Source organism: Aerosakkonema funiforme FACHB-1375 (assembly GCF_014696265.1).
GTDB lineage: Bacteria > Cyanobacteriota > Cyanobacteriia > Cyanobacteriales > Aerosakkonemataceae > Aerosakkonema > Aerosakkonema funiforme_A.
Window position 1 is genome coordinate 13,875 of record NZ_JACJPW010000070.1, and the last position, 23,311, is coordinate 37,185.

22 protein-coding genes are annotated in these 23,311 nt (G+C 42.2%); 10 read left to right on the top strand and 12 right to left on the bottom strand.

The window, feature by feature from the left end; all coding sequences use genetic code 11:
* Window positions 1–19 precede the first annotated feature (19 nt).
* Both H6G03_RS23705 and H6G03_RS23710 read right to left on the bottom strand, forming a co-directional pair.
* Window positions 20–2,020 carry a response regulator gene (locus tag H6G03_RS23705; RefSeq protein WP_190469496.1) on the bottom strand — a complete coding sequence of 667 codons (2,001 nt, stop codon included), beginning with the start codon at window positions 2,018–2,020 and terminating at the stop codon, window positions 20–22.
* 209 nt (window positions 2,021–2,229) lie between these two features.
* Window positions 2,230–2,898 carry a dienelactone hydrolase family protein gene (locus H6G03_RS23710; RefSeq protein ID WP_190469501.1) on the bottom strand — a complete coding sequence of 223 codons (669 nt, stop codon included), beginning with the start codon at window positions 2,896–2,898 and terminating at the stop codon, window positions 2,230–2,232.
* 244 nt (window positions 2,899–3,142) lie between these two features.
* Here H6G03_RS23710 and H6G03_RS38230 point away from each other — a divergent pair, with 244 nt between their 5' ends.
* Genes H6G03_RS38230 through H6G03_RS23730 form a run of 4 tightly spaced genes read left to right on the top strand, consistent with a single transcriptional unit; the run spans window position 3,143 to window position 7,049 of the window.
* Window positions 3,143–4,420, top strand: coding sequence for a DUF6745 domain-containing protein (locus tag H6G03_RS38230; protein WP_242056908.1), 1,278 nt, complete (start codon window positions 3,143–3,145; stop codon window positions 4,418–4,420).
* A gap of 54 nt (window positions 4,421–4,474) precedes the next feature.
* Window positions 4,475–5,335, top strand: a complete 861-nt coding sequence (locus H6G03_RS23720) for a hypothetical protein (protein ID WP_190469504.1) — start codon at window positions 4,475–4,477, stop codon at window positions 5,333–5,335.
* A 56-nt stretch (window positions 5,336–5,391) separates the two neighbouring features.
* Window positions 5,392–6,333: a hypothetical protein gene (locus H6G03_RS23725; protein ID WP_190469508.1), complete on the top strand. Its 942-nt coding sequence runs from the start codon at window positions 5,392–5,394 to the stop codon at window positions 6,331–6,333.
* Window positions 6,333–7,049 carry a hypothetical protein gene (locus H6G03_RS23730; RefSeq protein ID WP_190469510.1) on the top strand — a complete coding sequence of 239 codons (717 nt, stop codon included), beginning with the start codon at window positions 6,333–6,335 and terminating at the stop codon, window positions 7,047–7,049. The genes H6G03_RS23725 and H6G03_RS23730 overlap by 1 nt, the downstream gene beginning before the upstream one ends.
* Here the strand turns inward: H6G03_RS23730 and H6G03_RS23735 are convergent.
* Window positions 7,046–7,219 carry a hypothetical protein gene (locus H6G03_RS23735; protein ID WP_190469513.1) on the bottom strand — a complete coding sequence of 58 codons (174 nt, stop codon included), beginning with the start codon at window positions 7,217–7,219 and terminating at the stop codon, window positions 7,046–7,048. The two genes, H6G03_RS23730 and H6G03_RS23735, sit on opposite strands and share 4 nt — an antisense overlap.
* Window positions 7,220–7,224: 5 nt before the next feature.
* On the opposite strand from H6G03_RS23735, the gene H6G03_RS23740 reads away from it, so the two are divergent.
* From H6G03_RS23740 to H6G03_RS23750, 3 genes are all read left to right on the top strand, one after another.
* A complete protein-coding gene (locus H6G03_RS23740; protein ID WP_190469578.1) occupies window positions 7,225–8,385 on the top strand; it encodes a serine/threonine-protein kinase in 1,161 nt (386 codons plus the stop codon).
* Window positions 8,386–8,533: 148 nt separating this feature from the next.
* Window positions 8,534–10,318 (top strand): serine/threonine-protein kinase, encoded by a 1,785-nt coding sequence (locus H6G03_RS23745; protein WP_190469516.1) that lies wholly within the window; start codon window positions 8,534–8,536, stop codon window positions 10,316–10,318.
* Window positions 10,319–10,593: 275 nt separating this feature from the next.
* Window positions 10,594–11,205 carry a DUF1349 domain-containing protein gene (locus H6G03_RS23750; RefSeq protein WP_190469519.1) on the top strand — a complete coding sequence of 204 codons (612 nt, stop codon included), beginning with the start codon at window positions 10,594–10,596 and terminating at the stop codon, window positions 11,203–11,205.
* Between the two features lie 171 nt (window positions 11,206–11,376).
* Here the strand turns inward: H6G03_RS23750 and H6G03_RS23755 are convergent, their stop codons facing one another.
* From H6G03_RS23755 to H6G03_RS23785, 7 genes are all read right to left on the bottom strand, one after another.
* Complete coding sequence (locus H6G03_RS23755) at window positions 11,377–11,613, bottom strand: type II toxin-antitoxin system HicB family antitoxin (RefSeq protein ID WP_190469524.1); 237 nt, start codon at window positions 11,611–11,613, stop codon at window positions 11,377–11,379.
* Window positions 11,610–11,825, bottom strand: coding sequence for a type II toxin-antitoxin system HicA family toxin (locus H6G03_RS23760; protein ID WP_190469528.1), 216 nt, complete (start codon window positions 11,823–11,825; stop codon window positions 11,610–11,612). The genes H6G03_RS23755 and H6G03_RS23760 overlap by 4 nt, the downstream gene beginning before the upstream one ends.
* Complete coding sequence (locus tag H6G03_RS23765) at window positions 11,809–11,961, bottom strand: hypothetical protein (RefSeq protein ID WP_190469530.1); 153 nt, start codon at window positions 11,959–11,961, stop codon at window positions 11,809–11,811. The genes H6G03_RS23760 and H6G03_RS23765 overlap by 17 nt, the downstream gene beginning before the upstream one ends.
* Complete coding sequence (locus H6G03_RS23770) at window positions 11,955–12,530, bottom strand: Uma2 family endonuclease (RefSeq protein WP_190469534.1); 576 nt, start codon at window positions 12,528–12,530, stop codon at window positions 11,955–11,957. The genes H6G03_RS23765 and H6G03_RS23770 overlap by 7 nt, the downstream gene beginning before the upstream one ends.
* A gap of 47 nt (window positions 12,531–12,577) precedes the next feature.
* Entirely contained in the window at window positions 12,578–12,826 is a 249-nt protein-coding gene (locus tag H6G03_RS23775) for a BrnA antitoxin family protein (protein ID WP_190469537.1), read from the bottom strand.
* Window positions 12,801–13,085, bottom strand: coding sequence for a BrnT family toxin (locus tag H6G03_RS23780; RefSeq protein ID WP_190469540.1), 285 nt, complete (start codon window positions 13,083–13,085; stop codon window positions 12,801–12,803). Before H6G03_RS23780 ends, H6G03_RS23775 begins: the two co-directional genes overlap by 26 nt.
* 235 nt (window positions 13,086–13,320) lie before the next feature.
* A complete protein-coding gene (locus H6G03_RS23785) occupies window positions 13,321–13,518 on the bottom strand; it encodes a type II toxin-antitoxin system HicB family antitoxin (protein WP_199315442.1) in 198 nt (65 codons plus the stop codon).
* Between the two features lie 125 nt (window positions 13,519–13,643).
* Between H6G03_RS23785 and H6G03_RS23790 the strand changes: the two genes are divergently transcribed.
* Together H6G03_RS23790 and H6G03_RS23795 are read left to right on the top strand one after the other, a co-directional pair.
* Entirely contained in the window at window positions 13,644–15,041 is a 1,398-nt protein-coding gene (locus H6G03_RS23790; protein ID WP_190469543.1) for a pentapeptide repeat-containing protein, read from the top strand.
* A gap of 167 nt (window positions 15,042–15,208) precedes the next feature.
* Window positions 15,209–16,627 (top strand): hypothetical protein, encoded by a 1,419-nt coding sequence (locus H6G03_RS23795; RefSeq protein ID WP_190469546.1) that lies wholly within the window; start codon window positions 15,209–15,211, stop codon window positions 16,625–16,627.
* A 43-nt stretch (window positions 16,628–16,670) separates the two neighbouring features.
* Here the strand turns inward: H6G03_RS23795 and H6G03_RS23800 are convergent, their stop codons facing one another.
* A complete protein-coding gene (locus tag H6G03_RS23800; RefSeq protein ID WP_190469549.1) occupies window positions 16,671–20,639 on the bottom strand; it encodes a magnesium chelatase subunit H in 3,969 nt (1,322 codons plus the stop codon).
* A gap of 559 nt (window positions 20,640–21,198) precedes the next feature.
* Between H6G03_RS23800 and H6G03_RS23805 the strand changes: the two genes are divergently transcribed.
* Window positions 21,199–22,125: a hypothetical protein gene (locus tag H6G03_RS23805; RefSeq protein ID WP_190469552.1), complete on the top strand. Its 927-nt coding sequence runs from the start codon at window positions 21,199–21,201 to the stop codon at window positions 22,123–22,125.
* A 50-nt stretch (window positions 22,126–22,175) separates the two neighbouring features.
* Here H6G03_RS23805 and H6G03_RS23810 read toward each other — a convergent pair whose 3' ends face one another.
* Entirely contained in the window at window positions 22,176–23,294 is a 1,119-nt protein-coding gene (locus H6G03_RS23810; RefSeq protein ID WP_190469555.1) for a methyltransferase, read from the bottom strand.
* Between the last annotated feature and the right edge of the window lie 17 nt (window positions 23,295–23,311).

Here is a 23,311-nt window from a genome sequence, read left to right on the forward strand (position 1 = left end):
TGTGTCTATTGAGTATTAACTACTGGCTGTTAACTAATTTTCGTAGTTTGCGTAGAATTTTTGTCCTCTCCAGTCGGTTCAGGACGCGGGCGACTAGCTCTGGCCCTACAATTGGCTTACTCACGTAGTCATCCGCACCGGCTGCAAACACCCGATGTATAGTTTCGGCATCCGTGCGAGCAGATAAAAACAGCACCGGTAAATCGTTCCAGTAAGCATCATTGCGTACAACTTGGCACAAATCGATGCCGTTAAACTCTGGCATTTCTACATCCAGAATGAGCAAATCGGGTGCAGATTGCGCCAAGCCATCCCAAAATTGTTTTGGGTCATCCAGTAGGGTGAGCTGAAATCCCCAAGGTTCCAGTAAGGTACGCAAAAAATCTAGCAACTGAGGGTCATCGTCTACAATCAGCAGTTTTGCTTCCGGTGTAGAGGGTTGTTGCAAGAGTTCGGCTAAAACATCTATTACCTGAGACGGAGATACTGACTTGTGTAAAAAGCCCCGTCCCCCCAAACGAGCGACTTTAACGCGATCGGCTAAATTATCGGTAGCGGTAAATACCAGTACAGGCAGTAGCGGCTGATATTTACTCAGTTCTACTAACAGTTCAAAACCGTTTTCCTGGGTGTCGGGAAAAGAAAGATCCAGCAGCACAGCATCCGGTGGGGCTTGAGCTATTATTTCCCTCGCTTTGGCTAAATTTGTGGCAATTTGTGCCTCTATTCCCCTACCTTTTGCTTCTGAAATTAAAAGCTCGGCTAAATCCGCATCGTCATCAACAATTAACAGTCGCGCCGATGGGAAACTGAGGAAGTTTTGAATTTTTAGTTTTGAATTTTTAGTTAAAAGATTCGTCTGCTTTTCTACTTTTCTGCTCCTCTGTTCCTCTGCTGTTTTATCCTCATCTTGACTGAATTGCAATTCCTGGCGCAGCTGCACAATTAATTTTTGCAGTTGCTGTATTTCGGTCTGCGGCAGGTTTTCTTGATCTTGAAATATTTGTTCGATCGCACGAGAAAGGCTGTCAGCTCGCTCAAAGCCAAAACTGCCTAACGACCCTGCCAATGTGTGAGCTTGCCGCTCTGCTCGGACACGCAATTCTTCTGTGAAATTATTTTCTACCAGAGCAGTTACAGCTTCTTCTATGACCCCAATGCGATCCCTGTATTTATGTTTATTTTTATCCCAAATTTCGGTTAATTTGTTGGCGATTGTTAATGGTTGCTTCTTGGCTGTTAAATAAGATGAAATTTTTTCTCTTTTTCCTCTTGTTTCCTCGGTGCGATCGCCAGCATTTACTTGATAATAAATACCTGCTTTTTCGCTCTTTTCCTCTTTATCCTCTTCTGTTGATTTGAGCCGATATCCCAATCCGTAGATTGTCTCTATTAATTCGGGTGCGCCTGCTTTTTTGAGTTTCGATCGCAAACACTTTATGTGCGCTCTGACGGCATTTTCTGTGGGAGGTTCATCAAAAGACCACAGATGATCTAGTATAGCACTTTGGCTGAAAATGCGGTGATTGTTACGTAAAAATAGCTCCAATAGGCCGTACTCTTTGGCAGTAAGATGCAAGTGCTGACCTGCGTATGTCACCTCGCAGTTGCTGGGGTCAAGACGCAGGGAACCCCACTCCAGTACTGGCAAAGCGATCGCACTGCCTCGTCGCAGCAAAGCTCGCATTCTAGCCAATAACTCTTCCATATTGAAAGGCTTGACAATATAATCATCTGCCCCTGCATCTAATGCCGCGACTTTGCTGGTAATCGCCTCTTGTGCCGTGAGTAGTAAAATGGGCGTGCGATCGCCCTGTTGCCGTCGCCGTTTGCAAAAACTAATACCATCCAGCTTAGGTAGCATTAAATCCAGCAAAATCAAATCGTAGTTTATCGATTCTGCCAACTCCCAAGCCACCTGACCGTCATTAGCAACTTCGACTAAATAATGCTGACTTGTCAGAGCTTTCTCAAGTCCTTCCGCCAGACACTCATCGTCTTCTACCAGCAGAATTCTCACATCAAATTTTCTCGAAATAAGTTATTTTTTTAGATTACAGAATAATTGCTATCAAGGCAACTAACATTTTTGGTTGTAAAGACGTTTCATGAAACGTCTCTACAATGTTCCGGCTCAAATTTCAAAGGGGAGCAATCAACCGGGGTTCCGTATAAATCCGTACATCCGTGCCATCCGTTTTGTGCATCGGGGAGAGCGGACTCATTTGTTTATTTGAGGTATTGCACAAACCAATCATGTGCGACGCGCACCACCTCTTCCAAAGCACCCGGTTCCTCAAATAGATGGGTTGCTCCGGGAACGATTTCCAGTTTCTTTTCCACTTGCAGCTGTGGCAGCGCCTTCTCGTTCATCTCAATTACTTGAGTGTCGTTTCCGCCTACGATTAGCAGCGTCGGTGCTTGCACTTTTGGCAGGGAGGATTCAGCCATATCGGGGCGTCCGCTGCGAGAAACAACCGCGCCAATAGCTTCCGGGAGTTCTGCGGCTGCCACCAATGCGGCACCCGCACCAGTGCTGGCACCGAAGTAACCGATTTTGAGCTTGTGAGTCTCAAGGTTTTGTGCAACCCATTCGGTGGCATCAATTAGCCGTTCCGCTAAAAAGTTGATGTTGAAGCGCAATAGTCGCTTCTGCTTATCTGTTTGTTCTTCATCTGCGGTCAGCAAATCGAACAGTAATGTCGCAAATCCGGCCTGATTTAGCTCTTGTGCAACAGAACGATTGCGAGGACTGTGCCTGCTGCTACCGCTACCGTGGGCAAATAGCACAATCGCACGCGCTCCTTCGGGTACGCTCAAGTTACCTTCTAGATCGACGCGGCCAGATCCTATCCAGATCGATCGCTCTTGAACCTTCAATTCCAAGGTGCTTTCCATAACTAATTCTCAATGTGTGAGGATGATGAGCCATTAATTTTGTTTTGGCTATCTTACTTTTAAATTAAAATCCAAAATAAGGCGCTATTAAACAGCCTATATCAGTTCTCACTTGTCTAAGAAATAGCTTTAAAATTCTTGACAATTATTGATATTTGCTAACAATCCTCTAGCCCAAGGAAGATTTATTTAACTGACCGCTTCGCTGTGTTAATCTTAACAAGTAAGCACTTAACTAATAGCTATGGTAAAAAAACTTACTCCAGAACAAGAATATCTGATTTCGGTTTATCAGGAAAAATGGGAACGAATTGCCCTTTCTATTAAGCCAATAGATAGAATAAAAGCAACAATAGCGCTGGAGAACGCTTATCGTTTAATTCGTAATAAAAAACCAAAACCAAAAATTATTTTTTTTGATAGCCCTTTCGCAGCTTTGAGTTATATCGCGTCATTTATAGGCGAGCAATTGAAAAATACAACAACAGAAGAATTTGATTCAAGTTTCTGGTCGAGTAGTCTTGCCATCAGAGATAACAGTGAATTGAATTTATGGGAGAAACTGGAAACAAAACTGTGGGCTTTATATTGGAAAGACCCTTATAACACGCAAGCAGAAAAAGTTTCTTGGAGAAGTTATCTGTGGCAGCAACTGAAGGAACAAATAGGAGATGAACTGTGCGAAGAACTGGAAATATTGTTGGTCGAACAAACAGAACGTCGAGTTTGGGAGCAAGTGGAAGAACATCTGGTGCGAAAAATGATAGAATATATGGGAAGCAAACTAAAAAAAATCTTTCAAGCAAATATCGATTTAGAAGTTGAAGTGCCTTTATATAGTTTAGAAGATGCAGCCGATCGAATGCTGTCTGGATTAATTCACAATCACTTTTATCACGGTGCTATGCGTCTGTGGAATTTGAATTCGTGGAACAGTCGGGCTGCTTTTGTTGATTTTTGTTTTTCCGCATTGAACTGCGATGGCGATCGAGAAAAATGGCTTCTATTTCAATCGCTAGTTAAAGAATGTAACTGGGTGTTTCCATTAGAAAATCTTTTTCTAGTGTGCGATCGCCCCCGCATTCTTTCCTTCGATAATCAACAACGCCTGCACGCCGAAGGTTCAGCTGCTATTCAATATGCCGATGGTTTCAGCATCTACGCTTATCATGGTATTATCTTACCTGAAGAATACGGCAAAGTGCATCCGGATCGATGGCAAGCTGAATGGCTTTTATCTGAGAAAAATGCTGAGTTGAGGCGAGTGCTAATTCAGGGAATTGGATATGCGAGAATTTGTCAGGAATTGCAACCAGTAGAATTAGACAATTGGCAAGAATATACATTGTTAAAAATTGATAATGATGTAGATATAGAGCAAATTTATATGTTAAAAATGACTTGTCCGAGTACGGGATACATTCACGCTTTGCGAGTACCGCCGAATATGCGATCGGCAAGAGAAGCGATTAAATGGGTGAATTGGGGAATAGACCCACAAGAGTTTTCTATACAAACTTGAAAAAGAGAAGCTTCAAGGGAAAATGTCATACTTTATTGGATAGGAGATTAAATTATGGCAAAAAATAGCGATCGACCAAGAGATTTCGATGCTGTATTGGGAGGACAGACTCCACCACCAGTGGGAGGTGTAGTTTTGGGAGGAATGGAAGGATTGCGCCGACGTTTCGCTGCTTCTATTGTCGAAGAACGAGTAGCAGCTCTTTCTGATGCGCTCAATTATGGAGATGCAGGCATAGATTTGTTAGTAGAGGCAATGAACGAGCGAGAAATAATCGTTAGAGTTACTGCTTATAAACTTTTGCAAAATGTATCTGCTGCTAAAGCTAAAAAAGCGATCGCCAGAGGGATACCCTTAAACATAGGCGACAGGATTTACAGCGTTTACAAGTCAGATATTTCTTACGGCGATGATTGGTATTATATCACAGATTCAATTAATCAATATTACCAGAAAGAATATCCGCTTTACAAGCCAGGTATCGATCGCAGTGATAAAAATTTATACTACATCACGAATCCAGAAGATGGAATGTTTAAATATTACGATGACTGCGAACCAAAATTAATCTCGCGTCATCTTTTCAAAGAAAGTGCCGAAGCTGAAGCTGTACTATTTCATGCAGTGAGAATGCTGGAAGTGAATATTTCCGATATTTGGCGAGACTATCCCAACCCTATTGAGAATTTTAATATTAATGAATGGTGTGCAGCTAATAACGTTCCTTTAACCTGCCAAGATGACGAGGAAGAATTTCAATTTGAAACAAGAGTTTTACAAACGCTACAAAATGAGAAAAACTTGGAATTACTTGGACAACTTTGGGAATTGATTGGCTTTAATCGTCGGTTGGCTTTTGTCCATGAAGATATCATCAACAAAAAAGCGTATTTACAACCTCAAGGAAATCTCTGATGATAGCGATCGCAGCTAATGATAAACTTATGCAGTATGGCTGAGAGAATTACGCGATGGCAGAAAATTCTAATCAACCAAAAAACTTCGATGCCGTTTTGGGAGGACAAACTCCACCGCCAGTGGGAGGCGTAGTTTTAGGAGGAATAGAAGGATGGCGGCGACGTTTTGCCACTCCCATTGTCGAGCAAAGAATAGCAGTTCTTTTGGATGCGCTCAAATATGGAGATGCAGGTATAAATTTATTGATAGAAGCAATGAACGATGAGGCGCTGCTTGTTAGAGCTAATGCTTATAAATTATTGCAAGGTTTATCTTCTGCCAAAGCTCAACAAGCCATTGCCAAAGGGGTTTTGTTGAATGAAGGCGATCGCCTTTACAGCGTTTACCAATCAGCAATCTATTACGGAGACGACTGGTACTACATCAATGATTATATAAGTGAATTCTATGCAGACGATCGTTACCTCGATCCTCAATTCGTATCACGCCATTTTTTGAGAGAAACTGCTGAAGTGGAAGCAGAACTGTTCCATAAAGTGAGATTGTTGGAAATAGATGTTTCTGGATTATACAGGGAAAAGTGGTCTGGCAATAATATTGACAATTTCGATCTCAATCAATGGTGTGTAACCAAAAATTTATCTTTCTTTTGTCAAGCTAATGAAGAGCGTGAAACTTGTCTAGAAAGATTGATTAACACTCTTGAAGAGAGCAAAAAAAAAGAATTACTGTTAAAGTTATGGGATGATTTGGGAAAAAATGCAAACATCGATATAAATGAGTGGTGTGCAGAGACTCGAGTCACTTTAGTCCGGCAAGAGGACGAGCAAGAATGGCAATTTGAAAATAGAGTGTTTCAAAAGTTTCAAAATGACAAAAACTCAGAAATACTTAATGAACTTTGGCAATGGATTGGTTTTGGTCGTCGGCTTGCCTTCGTCCACGAAGAGATTTTCAGCCACAAAGCGTATTTCAAACATCAAGGAAATCTATAATGCTAGGACTCAGTATTACAGCAATTGGAATGCGATCGCACGCCGAGTGCCTAGAAATTTTTGAGAAACTCCGCGAACGGATGAAGCTGGATTATTTAGAATTAGCAATAGGCAGCACTTGCTCTGTGGATTTTGATTACTCAGGAATACCGCTGATTTTGCACGATTCCTGCCTTTACAAAGACGGTGTGCGATCGCGCCTTAGTTTGTTGCATCAGAAAACCTGGAAAACTTACTCAGATTTCATCGCCAATCATGATGTTCGCGCCGTCTCAATTCATCCGCCGCTTCAGCGCGAATGCAGCAGACAAGAGTTAGAAACTGCTTTATCCCAACTTGAAAAAACTTTGCAAGTTCCCGTTTATGTAGAAGTTATGCCGTCTCCAGAATATTGGTGTTCGAGTTGGGAAACTCTAGTCGATCGTCCCTTGTTGGTAGATGTTTCTCATGTGCTAATCTGGTTTGCAGGCGACCGAGAACTCACAAAACAAACTTGCTTGTCAATGCTAAACTCAAAAGAAGTAGGAGAGATTCACTTGAGCCACAACAACGGACGCAATGACGCTCACGATCTCATACCTCCAGATGTTTGGTTTACCGATTTGATTGAAAACTGGAACGAAAATTATTTTGTGACATTTGAAAGTCTTTCTGTTGAGCATTCGCAATATGAAAGATTAGATAAACGCAAAACAATAAAAATAGCTGTTGACTAACAACTTACATCACGAGTCAGAGCCTCTATATTATTGTGACCGGCTTCAACCTGCGAACGAGTTAAATTTTCAACGCGATCGAGCAAAACTACTTGCATTCCCAAGACTGACTGGCTCATATTTGTATTGAGAGTCAGAAAAGTTCGATCGCAAACCTCTACCGATGGCAATAATTATGTTTGAATCAGGACAGATACTGCAAGAAAGATACCAATTACAAGAGCAGCTCGGACATACTGGTGCAGGTAGGCACACTTGGCTAGCTCTCGATCTCCATTCTCCACCACCGCACGAACAAGCGATCGTCAAATTACTGGCGTTCAGTCCCCAGATGCAGTGGGAAGAACTGAAATTATTTGAACGGGAAGCCAAAATCTTACAAAATCTCAATCATCCTTGCATTCCTCGCTACCGCGATTATTTTTCATTGGATAGACAAGCAGGTGGAGGTTTACCTTGGTTTGCTTTGGTACAGGACTACATTCCCGGCGTTACGTTGCAAACACTTTTGGATAAGCGACACACTTTTTCGGAAGATGAAGTACGCCAAATTGCCGCAGAAGTTCTGGATATTCTCATTTATCTGCACGAATTGAATCCGCCCGTGTTGCACCGAGACATTAAGCCCAGCAACTTAATTTTGGCAGAAAACAAACAAGTTTATTTAGTTGATTTTGGTGCTGTGCAAGAAAAAGCCGCAGTGACGGGAATGACATTTACCGTTGTGGGAACTTGCGGTTATACGCCGATCGAGCAATTTTGGGGACGTTCTGTTCCCGCTTCGGATCTTTATGCTTTGGGTGCGACATTAATACACCTTTTGACTGGGACAGTTCCTACCGATTTACCCCATCAGGATTCGCGCATTCAGTTTGCCGATCGCGTTAATATAACTCCTAGCTTTGGGCGTTGGATTCATAAACTCACAGAACCGGCAGTGGAAAAACGCTTCCCATTCGCCCGCGAAGCTTTGCAAACACTTGCATCCGGGTTAGTTCCCGTTAATCCTCACAAAATCCGCCAGCCAAGAGAAACTTTGCAACGGCGCGAAAGTAGCGCCAAATTGGCTAAATCCAGTCAAGTGCGGGCAAACGCGATCGTTTTATCTGGCGGATTGGGATTAATTTTATTGGGAGGTTGCTTTACGATCGGCATCATGACTACCCTGTTCTTCGGCTATTCCGGCATCAGTGCTGCCATTCTCAACGCCCCAGCCGTGAAAATTTTTATCTTCACCCTCTACGTGCTTGCCTTCGCCTGTTTTGGCGGTGCAGCATCCCTAATCACGATTGCCTTGGGCGGTTTCCTAAAAATAATCAAGGATAGAAGAAATTAGAGCTTTTAATCTTGAGATTAATTAACATTTGGGCAAAGTGCGATCGCAAATGCTACTTTTGTGGCAAACATAGTAGTTAATTGTGTTTGCCTACGACAGGAAGAGCGGTACACCTACAGCACGCTAAGTCAACGCAGCGAGTATCATTATGAGCAACTTCCCTGATTTTTCTAGCCACGGCTATCAAATTGAACGAGAACTCGGCCACAATCGCGCCTGCGGTCGAGTCACGTACCTAGCGATCGATACAAAAACACATTTGCCGGTAGTCATAAAACAGTTTCAGTTTGCCCAATTCAATGCGAGTTGGTCGGACTACGACTCTGTGAATCGAGAAATTCAAATGCTGCGGCAACTGAATCATCCCAGCATTCCACGTTATCTCGATTCCTTCCAAACCACAGCGGGCTTTTGCTTGGTGCAGGAATACAAACAAGCGCCTTCTTTGGCGCATTCGGGTTTCTTTAATGTGGAAGAAATCAAGCAGATTGCTGCTGCTGTTTTGGAGGTTTTAATTTACCTGCAACAGCAAATCCCGGCGGTGATTCATCGCGACATTAAACCAGAAAATATTTTAGTCGATCGCAGTTACGATCGCGATCGCCTCAACGTTTACCTCGTCGATTTTGGCTTCGCCCGCAGCGGTAGCGGAGAAGTTGCCCTCAGCAGCGCAGTCAAAGGCACCTTGGGATTTATGCCCCCAGAACAGCTATTCAACCGCCAGCTGACAGAAGCCTCTGACCTCTACAGTTTGGGTGCTACCCTAATTTGCTTACTGACAAATACAAAATCAACAGAAATCGGCAACTTAATCGACGAAACTTACACCATCAACTTCAAACATCTGCTACCAAATCTAAGTCAGCAATTTATTAAATGGCTGGAAAAAATGGTAGCACCCAACCTCAAAAACCGATTTGCCAATGCCGCTGCTGCTTTGGTATCACTTCGACCGATCGATGTTGTCCGCAACAACACAACAGCAAGTTTGGCAAGTGCCGGCAAACCAAGTCGGGGAAAAACTTCGATCCATTTGACTATGTTCGCTTGCTTCCTCACCTTATGCAGCTCGAGCTTGCTAATGTTCACTTTATCTAATCATAAAAAGTTGGCAATTCCTCAAGATGGCTTCCGCCAGTTGCTGGTGACTAATGAATGTTTCCGGTGCGAACTAACTGGTGCTGACTTGAAACAAATTAACTTAAGCAATGCGAAGCTGGCATATGCCAAGTTAGACGGTGCCAACTTAACTGGTGCCAATCTCAGGTATGCTTATTTAGAGGGTGCCAATTTAGGAGATGCGAAATTAGCATACGCGAATTTAGGCGGCGCGAAGCTATCTTATGCTAATTTAGGCGGTGCGAATTTAATCGGTACCAAGCTATCTTATGCCAACTTGGAAGGTGCCAATTTATTAGGTGCAAAGTTAATCGGCGGTAAGCTTGGTTATGCCAATTTAGTCAGTACCAATTTAAGTAATGCCAATCTCACCGGTGCTTACCTATGGCGTGCCAAACTAGGCTATTCCTACTTAAATAATGCGAACTTGGAACGTGCCAAGTTAGAAGGTGCCCAACTGAACGATGCTAAACTTGAGGGTGCGGACTTGGCTGCTGCGGACTTAAGCGATGCCAATTTAGAACGTGCCGATTTAAGAGGTGCGGACTTGGAAAATGCCAACCTAGAGGGAGCAATTTTGGAAGAAACTAAGCTGTGGGGTGCTTATTTGGAAGGTGCCAATTTAGCTAATGCCGATCTTAATAATGCCGACCTCAGATCTGCTAATTTAAGCGGTGCTAATTTAAGTGGTGCTTATCTGCGCGGTGCTAATCTCCGAGGTGCCAATTTAATCGGTGCCAATCTCCAAGACGCTTATCTGGCAGATGCTAATTTGAAGGGTGCAACAATGCCCGATGGATCGGTTCATAAATAAATGGGGTTTCTCGATCGCTTATACCAAAATGAGCGGGTTATGAAACCCGCTCTTACTATTATAAATATGTGCGAAATTATGAGAGGAGGAAATATTAGATGATTTCGCTGAATAGGGGTGCAATTTTTTGTGCGATCGCATTTTGGGGAAATGAAAGTGCGATCGCACTCTGAAAGATTGAATTTGGCTCAATCTTTGAATATAATAGATTTAAGTTATAAAATTTACAGCCATAAGATTGATTTGAGCTAGCGCAGTAATAGGTAAACCATAGTATGAAGCTTTATAATTTCATCTCGGCTCAAATTCCTGACGAATTTTTTTGGCTGAATGAGCCAAAAACATATTTTTTAGATCGAGGTATTCATTTAATTACTAAATCAAAAACTGATTTTTGGCAAAGAACCCATTATGGCTTCAGGCGAGATGACGGTCACTGTTTATTAACCAATATTAAAGAGGATTTTTCCTTAAAAACGCGAGTTCAGTTTAACCCAAAATCGCAATACGACCAGTGCGGAATTATTGCCAGAATAGACAGTGAAAATTGGATAAAATGTTCAATTGAGTACGAAGATGATAAAATTAGTCGCCTTGGCTCAGTTGTCACAAATTATGGTTTTTCAGATTGGGCAACACAAGACATATCTTCCGATGTCAAGTCAGCGATGTATCGGCTTAGTAAGCGGGGTCAGGACTTTCTGCTTGAGTATTCACTGGATGGGAAAAAATGGCAACAAATGAGAATTGCTCACCTCCATGACTTTAAAGATTCTATCGATGTGGGAGTCTATGCGTGCAGTCCTATTGGTGAAGAATTTCAATGCAAATTTGACTTCATTGAAATTGACAAAAATAATTGGCATTATCAAGAAGCTAACGATTAAATGAGAGTGGTATAATTTCCGATTTGCTAAGTTAATTCTATCGCAACAAAATGAGGGCGATACGCGATACGCGCTGTCGCGCAGGAAAAGCGATCGCATACAGCACCCCACGCCAACGTCCTTTTCACAAGAGCAAACATCAAACGACCTTTCGCCTTTCGCCTTGACTTTTCAAGCCACAGATAGCGGCTGCTGCGGAATAGTTCTCGGTTGTGGCAGTGGTTTTCCTTCTGCTTCAAACCACTCAATTAAGGAAGCAATAACCTCTTGTCCATGCCTTGCAGCTTCTTCATAAGTTTGTCCATCTGTGCAAGGCTGCATCACCAACCCAACAAACTCTGGCAGAAACACCACAAAACAACCATCCTCATCCGACCATTGAATCACCATACTGTAGAGTGAGTTCATTCCTCAGAATCCTCCATTTCTTCTAGTTCTTTTCTTGCCGCATTCACCTGCTTTTCTAAATATAATGGGGCATCATCCCCATCTTTTCGAGCAATGACAATTGGCTGACTTAATAAGGGATGACTCCACACTTCATGACTACCCTTACCTTGTCGATAAGTAAATCCTGCATCCAAAAGTAACTTTTTCAGTTCTCTAATTTTTTTTGGCATCTATTTTCATTTGAACTGCCACTACTAAAGCCATTTTTAAATAGTTGTTAACCAGGGTAACATACAAAGTGAGGATATACTGCGATCGCATATAGCAAAAGGTATCTTGAATCAATTTGCTAATGGAGATTACCACATTGATTCAAGATTTAACACAAATCCTGGTAAAACATCTTCTCCAGATAAACTAACAGGAAATTCCAAAATTTCCACTTCTTGATCTTGGCGATAAATTTCTACTCGCCGCGAAGCTCGAACAATCAACCACCCCAAACGAGTAGCATTATCCATATACTCCTGCATTTTTTGTTGAGTTGCACTTAAACTGTCACTTGGCGAAAGTAATTCAACTACAAAATCAGGACAAAGGGGAAGAAATTTCTGCTGTTGTTCCGACGTTAAAGCATTCCAACGTTCTAAAGGTATCCAAGCTGCATCGGGAGAACGATCGGCACCATTTGGTAATTTAAAACCTGTGGAAGAGTCGAAAACCATACCGAGTTTACTTTGGTCGTTCCAAATCCAAACTTGTGCAGTTAGTCCAGCATTGCGGTTTCCCGTCTCTCCTCCTGTTGGTGGCATAATAATTAATTCTCCATTAGCATTGCGTTCAAATCTTAAATCGCGGTTATCCTGACATAGCTGGAAAAATTGCTCGTCTGTCAGTTTAATTATGGAATTGAAATTGACGGTTAAAGCATTCATATCAAAATTAACAACGTGAAAGTTTGCTGATTTTTGAATTTAAATCGTTAATCTTTCTGATGTTCAACATAAGAGCGCAGAACAGCATTCATCAAAGATTGATAACCTTTTCCTTGGCTTTTAAACCAATCTAACACATCGCTATCAACCCTGAGAGAAATAGCTTTTTTGGTGATGGGTTTTACCAGTTTGGCTTTTGACCAGAAATTCGCATCTAACTCAGGAATATCAGATGTATCAATGGCATCTTCTGGGATGTTTTGTAATTCTTCAAGTCGTTTTGGCGAGATACTCATAGTAGGTTTTTATTTCTTGTCGAGTGGCTTTTCTGGCAGAGATGATGCGGATAACTCCATTTCTTTCAGTATGCGCTACTGTGACGATAACGACACCCTGTATTGCGCCGATACTTATTTCTCGGATTTCTCCGTAGTCGAAACGCTCATCAATGGCGGTAAATACGATTCCGTCAAAGATTTCTTGAGCTTCTTCAAAACTAATGCCATGTTTCCTCAGATTTTGGGCGTTTTTGTCTTCATCCCATTCAAACAGCATGAATAAGTAGATACAAAATGTATCTACTTATAAGATAGCATAAACCTGATAGCTGCGATCGCGCAGGCTTCGCCAACCCACTTTGCCGAAAATAAGAGTGCGATCGCCTACAGCAGGCTACGCCAACGCATATAGGTCTAGTTCTCAATAGTGGGATGGGGCGATACGCGCTACGCGCAGGCTACGCCAACGCATCCCGCACCCTACGCCAACCCACTTTTCACAAGAACAAACATCAAACAACCTTTGCTTCAGGTATCGCACGACCTAACTCTTGTGCAGTTTCAATCCATTCTTGCATGATAACTTGTACATTTTGCAGCGCTTCCTGATAGGTTTCTCCATCAGCAGCACATCCTGGTAATTCTGGGACTTCGGCAATAAATGCCTCGTCTTTATTACTCCAGTAAAGAATTATTTCATAGTAGCGCATAATCTATATTCCATGCTATTATTTTTATGCTACTTTTTTACTTTAATCCAAATATTATTAATTTAACAATTTGTATAAGCTTAGTATAAGCAAAGCGAACAAATTCAATTTACTATTGTAACTATATGCCTAAAAATCAGGAAAAAAGAATTATAGTTTTTATTTGGCTAGGTAATTTCTTACTTATTTGGTATTTAATTTCTTTACATTTTTATTGGTTACCCCTACAAAGCATTGACTCAACGGAACTGACTCAAAAGGAACGCCTTGAACTAAGAAATCCAGTTCGTACAACTGCTGTTCAAGCTATAGGCGTGTTGATTCAATTTATAGGTGGGGCAGCAGTATTATTTACCTTTTACTTTACACAAAAAAATCTTAAGATTACACAGAAAAATCTTAAGATTGCTGAAAAAAACCTCCAAGCTACACAAGATAAACAAATTACTGAGCGTTTCACAAAAGCAATTGAACAACTTGGAAGCCAAGAACTATCTATGTGTTTAGGTGGAATATATGCTCTTGAAAGGATTGCTGAAGAGTCAGAAAGAGATAGTTGGCCTATTATGGAAGTTTTGGCTGCTTATGTTTGCTCCAAAGCTAAATATAGGAATAAAGGAAATAATATTCCTGCTATTCAAGCAATTTTAGATATTTTTAACAGATATAATAAACGCTACCGTAAGTATGAGGGGAAATACCTTAATTTGAAAAAAGTAAATCTTAGCAAAGATTTATTTGATGGAGTGGATTTCTATGGGCTTAATCTTAGTAATGCAGATTTCACAGATGCCAATTTAAGTAAAAGGCAGTTCATCCGTACAAATTTTATGTTTACCAATTTCACTAAGGCAGACCTTAGTAAAACCAAGTTTGAAGAAGTCAATTTTACTAACGCTAATCTTAGCGGGGCAAATTTAGAAAAGGCAGAGTTTAAAGAAGTCAATTTTACTAATGCTAATATTAGCGGCGCAAATTTAGAAAAGGCAGAATTTACAAATGTTAATTTCCAAAATGCAAACTTTAGTAATGCAAATCTAGTGGGAATGAAGCTATACTACGATCGAGCAGATTTTAGTGGTGCAAACTTTACTGATACCAAAATTGCTGACGTGGATAAATATACTAAGCAAATATATTTAACGACGCAAATTTGCCAAGCAGATTTTAAGAACACAGTCCTCAATAGAACAGATTTTCGTGGAGTAAATCTTATACGTGCTGATTTTAGAGGAGCAAAGCTCGAAAGGACAGACTTTAGAAATGCGATTCTCGATAATGCAAACTTTGAAAATGTTATTTTTGCCGGATCATACCTGCAAAATGTAAGCTTACGTGATGCAAATCTTAGTGGTGCAAACCTTCGCGGTGCCTATTTCATAAATGCAGATTTTGAAAACACAAACTTTAGTGAAGCAGACCTTGCAAACGCAGACTTTACAGGAGCAAAAAATCTTACTCAACAGCAAATTAAAGCTGCTAGATCTTGGAAAGAGGCCAAATTCGATTTTATGGTAAGCTGAGAGAGGAAATAGAAATACCTGCGGACAGTTTCTCTCATCCAATTCAAAATTAGCAATTTGCCATAATTATAAGTAAAGTAATCTTCACTATTAAAGTGAGGGAAACCGAACTCAACACTTTTTTATTGAGCCTACTATATATAATAGTTCCTCCAACTAGGTAAAGTATGCTAGGCTCAATAAGTAAATATATTGGTGTCGATTCAAAAATATTCGCGCAAACAGGAGCTTTTGATGCAATTCTTGATGTGGATTCAAAGCTATTTATCGATCCACATCTGCTTAAGTCAACTCAAGCTCCTGAGTTGAGTGGATCTTATGGAAAGTTTTGCAAGAGATTTGAGCATATTCTTAAATTATTAGCTAATTCCCGGCACATTAATGATGTTTTATGGAAAGAAGCTGACCGCAAGTTTACCTTTAGTGAAGTTCAAGGTTTGTGCATAGGTTACTGTTTATCAGGTACTTCTGGTAGTGGAATGGGAGTTGGCATAAGAACTAATACGCTAAATTTAGCTAAACAAATAGTTGATTTAGGTATCAATGATCCTGAAATATTTGAACTGATGGGTCTCTTTCAAGATGGCATAGGAGCAGATCGCATCAGCGATATGGTTGGCAGAATAATAGTGGATGACCTATTGGAATATTCTCGCCGCATCTTTTCTAACTTTGGACTAAGGATGCAAAAAACAGTTTTTGAAGGTCGAGTATATGAAGGAATTGTTAACCCAGTTAAGCCACATAATAATTCTCCTTTAATACTTTTACCAAAAGATATTTTGCGTGATGAACCAGTTGCATATTGTTGGGAAAACGCAGATAAAATTTTCACAACAAACAAGCAATTGAGGCAAAACCTTAACGCTGCTATCGGAAAGACTTGGAAAGAAGTAATAAGACGATTCAATAAAAAGAATTTGCGAGAGTTATTATTAGAAGATCCAGAGCTATTAAAAGATTTAATTGAAAATTATAAAAACAAACCATTTCAATCCTATAACTTTGATGCCGATATTAACGGCGAGATTGTCTGGTATGAAAAATCACAATATTACGTTCAAAATTATCCGCTTGAATCGATTTGTGATAAAAATTTAAAACCAGAAAATTTATTATCCAGCGTACTTTTAATATGCCAAAAGTTTAAAGATTTGATTGAAAAGTATGGTCTTTCTGAATTTTTCTACATAAAAAATTCTAAAGAAACTAGAAAAGAAAGTGCAGCCCAAAAATTGTTTTACGGAATTGCCTATGGCTATTCCTTAGACAGTAATTTAGTTTTAAATTTACAAAATAATACAGGCAGATTAGCTATAGAGTTTCAAACAAAACCAGGCAGAAAAAAGGTTTTAGTAGAAACAAAGCTTACTACAAACTCACGTAATATAAACTGGTTTAAAACCCAGATAGCAGACTTACAACAGGATGATGCCAATTATTGCAGAGTTTACATTTTTATTGATATTTTAGGAGGTTCAAGAGAAAGCTTTAAGGCGTTACAGGTAACACTAAGCAAAATATTGCCTGACCAAAAGAAACCTGAAGTTATATTTATAAATGCAAGACCAAAATATACCCGATAACCTCAATATTTGGGCAGGCATTTTGCCTGCCCCACAACTACTACTATTCTACCCCTTCAATCCGATCCTCGACCTCCTGATACAACTCTCTCAACATTTGCAAATTACTCTCACTCGTCTCCCAATAACCGCGACCGTTTACTTCCAACAAAGTGGAAACAACTTTGCGGAAAGAATGAGGATTCAGATTCATCAAGCGATTCCGCATTTCCTCATCTTTGATAAACGTGCTGTTAGTATCCTCGTAAATCCAGTTATCGACAGCGCCAGCGGTTGCACTCCAACCCATCGTATTTACTAACCGTTTGGAGAGTTCGCGCACGCCTTCGTAACCGTGGGATAGCATACCTTCGTACCACTTGGGATTGAGTAGTTTGGTACGCGCATCTAAACGGACGGTTTCTGATAGCGTCCGTACTTGTGCGTTGGCGGTGGTGGTATCAGCAATATAGGATGCTGGGGTTTTGCCATCGCCGCGCAAGTTGGCTACGACTTTGGTGGGATCTGAATCGAAGTAGTGGGAAACATCGGTTAAGCTGATCTCGGAAGAATCGAGATTTTGGAATGTGACATCGGCAGATTTTAGTGCAGTTTCAAAAATCTTGCGCGACTGTTCCATCGTACCGGGACTATCGGATGTGAAAGCAAAGGATTTGCGAGTTAAGTACATTTCTTGTAACTCTTTTTCGCTTTCCCAAGTGCTGTTCTCTACTGCCAGGTTGATGTTAGAAGAATAGGAACCGGAAGCGTTAGAAAATACGCGAGTAGCAGCTTGCCGCAAGTTAATTCCCATTTCGGCAGCTTGTGCTAGTGCGTGTTTGCGAACGTAGTTCATTTCTAATGGTTCGTCTGCTTCCGCTGCCATCTTCACAGCTTGGTCGAGTAAGTTCATTTGGTTGATGAACAAATCGCGGAATACTCCGGAACAGTTAATGACAACATCAATCCGAGGACGACCTAATTCTGCTAAAGAAATTAGTTCGAGTTTGTTGACTCGTCCCAAAGCATCGGGTACTGGTTTTACTCCCACCATCCACATAATTTGGGCGAGGGATTCCCCGTAGGTTTTGATGTTGTCTGTTCCCCAGAGAACGCAAGCGATCGTCTCTGGCCAATTTCCAGTTTCTGCACGTTGCCGATCGAGCAATCTATCTACTACAATTTTCGCAGATTTCACCGCCGCCGCTGTGGGAATTGATTGCGGATCTAAAGCGTGAATGTTCTTACCAGTTGGCAATACATCCGGGTTGCGAATCGGGTCGCCACCCGGCCCAGGTAGAACATATTCGCCTTCCAAAGCTTTCAGCAATCCACCCAATTCGTTATCCGCACAAACTTGTTTCAGGCAGAATTCCAAATATTCAAACAGCGGTTTGATCGCTTCTGGATCGACTTTGGTGTAACCTGCTTTGTGCAATGCTTCGATCCAAGGTTCCTTCTTACCCATATTGAAGAAGTTGAGCTTGGAAACGAGGGAAACGCGACCGTCTGCATCGGTTTGTTCTTTCACCAAAGCGCTAACAGCGGCGCGGGTAGCTTGGGTGATGTCTTGCAATAGTTGCACATCTGACAAAACACCCTTGTCGTTGTTGCTGTAAATTTCGTCGATATTGCGATCGATACTATTGGCGATAATGCGAGGTAAACTCAGAATCTCTTCTTCTGCGCGATCGAGATTGGCAATATTCACCAAAGTTGCGATCGCTTCCTCTGCACTCGGAGGTTTCCCAATCACGTGCAAACCGCAAGGTAACAACCGCGATTCAATTTCCATCAACCGCCGATACACCAAACCGATCAGAGTATCCCGTTCCTCCGCAGTTAAATCTTTGGCATCTTTTTCCGGCAAATCGATATCTTTATCCAGATTCACCATCCGGCATTTATCCATGATGGTGTTCACAATCGGAATGCCGCGTCCGGTATCTTTCAAAGTTTGATAAGAGGCGATCAATTCGCTCAATTCTTGCAAACCTTTGTAAAGTCCGGCATTCTCTGCTGGTGGTGTCAGATAGCTGATCGTTTCCGCGTAGCTGCGACGCTTGGCGATCGTCGCTTCGCTGGGATTATTCGCCGCATAATAATAGATGTTGGGAATCTTGCCAATGAGAGAATCTGGATAGCATTCCCCAGACATTCCCATCTGCTTTCCTGGCATGAATTCCAACGAACCGTGAGTGCCGAAGTGCAGCACTGCATCCGCTTTCCAAATGCGTTCCAAATAAGTGTAGTAAGCGGCGAAACCGTGGTGCGGACTGGCAGAACGGGAGAACAGCAATCGCATCGGGTCGCCTTCATAACCGAATGTCGGTTGCACGCCGATAAACACATTGCCGAACTGTTTGCCGTAAATTAATAAGTTCTGTCCGTCGCTGTTCAGATGTCCGGGCGGTGGTCCCCAATTTTCTTCCAAACGTACTGAGTAGGGAGTTAATTCCTCATACTCAGGTACTGACATTTTGTAAGCGATATTTAATTCTGGGGTGCTGTATTGTGCTTGGGCATCGTGGATGACTTCCTGCATCAATTTTTCGGCTGATTCTGGCAATTCCGGTACATCGTAGCCGTTATTTTTGAGGGCTTTCATCACCTCGTAAATTGAGCCGAAAACATCGAGATAGGCAGCAGTTCCGACGTTGCCTTTATCGGGTGGGAAGCTGAAAACTGTGATCGCAACTTTCTTTTCCAATTTCGGTTTGCGACGCAAGTTAGCCCATTTGAGGGCGCGTTGGGCGATCGCTTCGATGCGGTCTTGCAGGGCGATCGCTTTCCCGGTTGCACCATCTCTTCCGGATAGTATAATCGGTTCGATCGCGCCATCCAATTCCGGAATTGCGATCTGCAAAGCTACTTGAATCGGGTGCAATCCCAAATCGCTATCTTGCCATTCTTCGGTTGTTTGGAACACCAAAGGTAAGGCAACCATGTAAGGACGATTCAAGCGTTTGAGCGAATCAATTGCTTTCGGATGGTCTTGTCTTGCTGGGCCACCCACCAAGGCGAAACCTGTCAGTGAAACTACGGTATCTACCAAAGCAGTCTTGGTAGTTGCATTGTAGAAATACGTATCCACCGGTTTGGCGAAATCCAACCCACCTGCAAACACAGAAATTACCCGTGCGCCCATCGCTTCCAATTCCTGCACCATCGCCACATAATGTGCATCATCGCGGGTGACGAGGTGGGTGCGCTGCAACACCAAACCAACGCAGGGTGCTAAGGGATCTTTGAGATCGGCGGGAATATCGTTGCGGCTGTTATACCAGTTAAAGTATTCCTTGACATCCTCAAACATTGTCGGTGCTAAGGGATGCCAGATGCCCATGTCCGGATAGGTGACGGGATCTTGGAATTGGACTTTCTGTTGTCCCTTGAGAACGTATTTGTCTGCTAGCATCAGCAGGAAGTTTTCCAGGTTCTCGGAGGAACCGCCCAACCAGTACTGGAAGCTGAGCATGAAGTTGCGGGCATCCTGCGCTTTGTCCATTGGCAGGTATTTCAGGACTTTGGGCAGGGTTTGCAGCAGTTTCAGCATTCCGTCTTGGAAACCGGAACCGGATTTTTCCTTGCGTTTCCGCATGAATTGGGCGATCGCACTTTTCGATTGGCCCAGCTGCGCCATCGAGAAGCTGCCCATTTTGTTCAGCCGCATCACCTGGGGCATGGAGGGGAAGACAACGGCGACATCCAGCTTGTCCCGGTGCGGTTCCACTGCGGCTACGACCTTTTCCGCTAAGTCCTCAATGAATATCAGCGAAGCAATAAAAACATCGGCAGAGGCGACATCCCGCTTGAAGTCGTCGTAGTTGTCGCGATCGCGCAGTTCTTCGATCAAATAGCCGCTGATTTCGATCGCTAAATTCGGGTTGTTTTCGTTTATCGAGCGAACCGCCGCTGATAGGGCGCTCTGATATTGCGGCTCTAACACGACATAGACCACCTTAATCAAAGAGCGCCCTTGCAGGTTGTCAGGCTTAATGTGTCGAATGGTGGACTTGACGTGGGTGAACATTCAGTTAGGCTCCTTATGATGCGGTAGATTCCTCAGTCAATTGTTGGATGCGGTGGCATCGGTCAGATCGTCCCCAGTGTTGGCGGTTGAGCTTGACACCTCACACCCAACACAAAAGACCCCAGAGTCGCTCAAAGCGTCGCTCTTGGTGCCGATCGCTCAAAGTGGCTTATGTGTTGTTTTACCAGAAAACGCTTATCAGATGCGGGTTTTGGCCCTTATCTGACACAATTTGATAACAAATTCGCAATATTTTTTTACAATACTTGACATTTTTGACAGTATGTACTTCAATTTTATTGGCGCTAGGTAAACTTAATATCTTTGCATAAAAAAATTGACAATAGCCACAAGTTGAGCGATTATTTTAAATTTTGATAAACTTTGTAGTTAATTATTTACTCTGTACTTACATAAAATTTATATCAGCACCATTAAACCAATAATATACTTGATCGAGGCAAGCATCTTAAAATCACCAACCATACTTTCACAGACATGAAGATGCCCTTATCCAACCGAATATTAGTGCCTCAATTATAGCTGGAGGGAGATTAACATGAGTTTTGCGATCTTCAACGAGAGTTTCTACCTTGAAAATTATGCCGATGTCAGAGAGGCTGTCGCATCTGGACTTTTTAGTTCTGGTTTGCAGCATTTTCAACAGTTTGGTGTAGTAGAAGGACGTACTTTAATATCTCCATCCTTTGATGAAGCAACTTATCTGGCTAGAAATGCCGATGTAGCGGAAGCAGTTCGAGTTGGACTTTTCCGATCTGGGTTGCAACATTTCATCGTTTTCGGAGAAGCAGAAGGTCGTTCTGGAACTCCTGCCGCAGGCCCAGACCCAGTTAATTTTTTTAACGAAAAGGCTTACTTAACAAACAACCTCGATGTTTCTGAAGCAGTTAGGCTTGGCAAATTAAAGTCCGGTTTGGAACACTACCAAAAGTTTGGACAGTTTGAGGGAAGAACGGGTTATTTCAATGCTTCCAGCGCTAGCGATGTCATCACTGCCTTTGGTAGCAAAACTCAGATTTATGGAGTTGCTATTTCTAGTGTAGTGGGAGACATTAATAGTGCTACATACGATGTGAGGATTACAAGCAAGGGTGATGGAGAAATCGATACCCTGGTTGGCAGTTCCGGATCGGATCAGTTTGTTGTGGGAGTCGGTCGCACTACCAGCAGCACCGCTACAAATAGCTACCAATCTTTCTATCTAAATTCTAAGGATATCGGCACTAACGATTACGCTCTTATTCGTAATTTCGAGAAAGGCAAAGACACGATCGTACTTGGCGGTACACCAAATCAATTTACTTTGGTTCCCAATGGTTTTGGCGGTGACTATTTAATTTATACCGCCTCCAACAGCAATTTAGGCAAACAAAACGATTTGGTTGCTGTTATAGAAGGAAATCCGGATTTAGCACTACTCAACCCATCAGACGCTGTGAAAAGCGGGTTTACTCTCTTGGGTTAAAATTTGCAAAAAAGGGGCGGTAATCCGCCCCTTGTGTTAACTAAACCCTTCTACTTGGTGGCAATGATGATTCCGTGAGGAGTCCAAGCATTGCAGTCAATACGCTCCATTTTTGTGAAGCCGGCATCTCGCAGGCATTTTTCGTGATCTGCCCAGGAGTAAATCATACCGCCTGTAGCGGGAAGCGCCATAAAGTAAGGTGAGTCGAGTGCCGCCATTACAGGGCCATCTTCGTCATCCGAGGAGATGGAGTTGAAGATGATGACCGAACCACCTGGTTCGAGTGCTTCATAAGCTTTACGAAGCAAGAATGTATTTTCTTCTAATGTCCATATGACTAGCACATGGATAAACATGAAACAATCATGGCCCTTGGGAAACTCGTCAACGAAGATATCAACGCCACGAACGTGAATGCGATCGGTCAGTCCGTGTGCATCGATTTTCTTTTGTGCGATCGGACAGCTAGCAGGAATTTCCAGCAGGGTGATATCCACGTTCGGATAAGCAGCAGCTACAGTTGTGGCGTTGGTAGCATCCCCACCGCTCACATCTACTACCTTCTGGAATTTGGAAAAGTCAACATTTTTGATCAACAATGGATTGGCCAACCTCGACCAAGAACCCATGTAGTTGTAGAATACCTTTTCGATTTCTGGGTGTTCGATAAAGCGATGGTAGAGATCTGGCCCTTCTCCTGGGAACTGTCTCAACCCCACGTTGCGATTTTGGCGCAAAGACTCGACAAAATCTAGCTGTCCTACATAAACAATGCGAGCCTCAAATAGCACGGTATCGTAAAATTCTTGCCAAATGCCATCCACAAACAGCATTTGCATTACAAAACTATTCCGGTATGTATCGCCCTCTTTAATAACAAGTTTTAGAGCAGTTAAACCTAGCATTAAACACTTAGTCGGATATGCTTCTAGGTTCAGCCGATCGCCAATTTCTTCTTTTGTGATATCCGGTTCCTTAGAGAGCAATTCAAATACTCCCAACTCGCAACCTGCATAGAGATATTGGAAAGCAGCGTGACCGAAAAGCAACATAGTCAAGTCGCTCATTTTTAAGGAATCTCTGTTTTCCTTAAGCAACCTGAGTGTTTCCCCATCTACAGATGTTTTTTGAGAATTCGCTACATCCAAAAAGTTAAGTAAAGTCGTCATATTTACTTCTATCCTTT